At 47.0% G+C, this 1,724-nt stretch carries 2 protein-coding genes; one reads left to right on the plus strand and one right to left on the minus strand.

Annotation, left to right across the window (positions count from 1 at the left end; genetic code table 11):
- Window positions 1-215: 215 nt before the first annotated feature.
- Window positions 216-590 (plus strand): chorismate mutase, encoded by a 375-nt coding sequence (locus tag VN105_RS22275; RefSeq protein ID WP_325644354.1) that lies wholly within the window; start codon window positions 216-218, stop codon window positions 588-590.
- A gap of 30 nt (window positions 591-620) precedes the next feature.
- On the opposite strand, the gene VN105_RS22280 is transcribed toward VN105_RS22275, so the two are convergent.
- Window positions 621-1,724 (minus strand): serine hydrolase domain-containing protein (locus tag VN105_RS22280; RefSeq protein ID WP_325644357.1); only part of this gene is annotated, 1,104 nt, incomplete at its 5' end.

A 1,724-nucleotide genomic window follows, 5' to 3' on the forward strand; every position in this document is an offset into this window, starting at 1 on the left:
AAACGGGTGAAGGCGTCATGATCGTTGTTGGCAATCTGTTGGAAAATAGTTTTCTCTGTATGTGGGAAACTGTCGGACAATATAGTGCAAGCTTTGGCTGGGCTAAAAATAGATAAAAAATTCCTACCCCGGGAATTGGGGAGTGTTTTAATAAGATATCATATAACGGAGCGCCATTCGCCAAAAAATGGCACTAAAATGGTGAGTCTCCGGCTATGAAAAATAAATTTCTCCCCGTCATTATCGCTTTGGCTGCTATGGCCATCGTGGACAAAGCAGATGGACAACAGCCATCCACAAATGCCACTGATACTATTTTGGAAAGAAAACGAAAGGATATCGATTCGCTCGATAAAAAGCTCTTCGAGGTGCTGGGAGCAAGAGAAAGGGTGGTGCGTGAAATAGGTGTTTACAAAGCACAGCACCATATTGCTCCTTTACAGGCAGCCCGCTTTCAAAAGGTACTGGAACGAGGCATTGAGGCAGGCAAGAAGGAGGGATTGTCCGCCGGATTTGTTACCGAAATGCTCAATGCCATTCATAAAGAAAGTTTGAGGATAGAAGAGGCAATTTCGGATGATAAGCCTTAGCGCGCCTCATGCAGCCAGGCTAACAGGAAATTACTTTTGCTCTTTTCCCCCCTCTGCAACCACCATGGCAGCCAGCTCTTTTTCGAGCTTGTTACGGTTAGCAAGACTATTAGTAAGTATAACAAATCCTGAACGAAGAGCAGGAAAACACTCCAGCGAGCTGCGTGAGCCGCCTGTGCCCCCGCTATGTTCAAATACCTGGTAGCCTTCCGGCGTTGTATGTATAAACCAGTTCATTCCCATGCCTTCCCCGCTTGTTCCATAGGTAAGCTGGTGAGAAAGGGCAATAGCCGGTGAAGCATCCGCGTTGTTGGCTTTGATAAAGGAGATCAGGTCGCGTGTTGAGGATCGCAATGCACCCATTGCAGGAAGATAGGGGAGATCCCATAAGGGCACTGCCTGGCGGTTTTCATTGTGCGGCCAGGCAATAGCGTCTGCCGGTAACCCGGCAATATCTATCCGGGTGTCTTTCATAGAAAGGGGGACCAGGATATTTTTTGAAACGAGTGAAAAATAAGACTGACCGTATACATCTTCCAGCAGGGTACCAAGCAAAGCTACCGCCATATTGGAATAGGAGGATACTTTTCCGGGAAAGGTGTCCATTTTCATGTTGTGCAGGCCCTCATGCAATAGTTGCCGGGTATAGTCATGCAGGGGATTGAGCGAATCATACTCCGGTCGTTCCCACATATTCGGAAAGATACGGGTGATCCGTGAAGTATGGTTTGCCAGGTCTTTTACCCGGATAGGTACGCCTTTGTATTCAAGATTCGGATAGGCGCCTTCCAGGTACTTACGGATATCATCGTTCAGCCCCACCTTTTTATCCAGTACCGCCTGCCCGAGTAAGATGCCGGTAAAGGCTTTTGTGGTAGAGCCAATTTCGTAAAGCGAATTGCTTCGGGGAAGTTTATTGTTCCCGGCTTTTGTTTCACCATAATTATAGAAACAAACCTTGTCTTTTATAAGGATGCCTATAGAAAGACCTACAGCCCGCTTGTCTTGTAAATACTGTTGCACACTTTGATCAACCAATGAATCCAGCCTGCTGCGCAGCGGATTGTCGTTGGCAAACCGTTTGGTGTTTATACTGGTTTGCCCGTAACAGGCGGAGATGCTCAGGATAATAGC

The sequence above is a fragment of the Chitinophaga sp. genome, assembly GCF_035564935.1.
Taxonomy (GTDB): domain Bacteria; phylum Bacteroidota; class Bacteroidia; order Chitinophagales; family Chitinophagaceae; genus Chitinophaga.

Coding starts and splice junctions, on each gene's coding strand:
- VN105_RS22275 (WP_325644354.1), top strand. CDS start 216: ATGAAAAATAAATTTCTCCCCGTCATTATCGCTTTGGCTGCTATGGCC.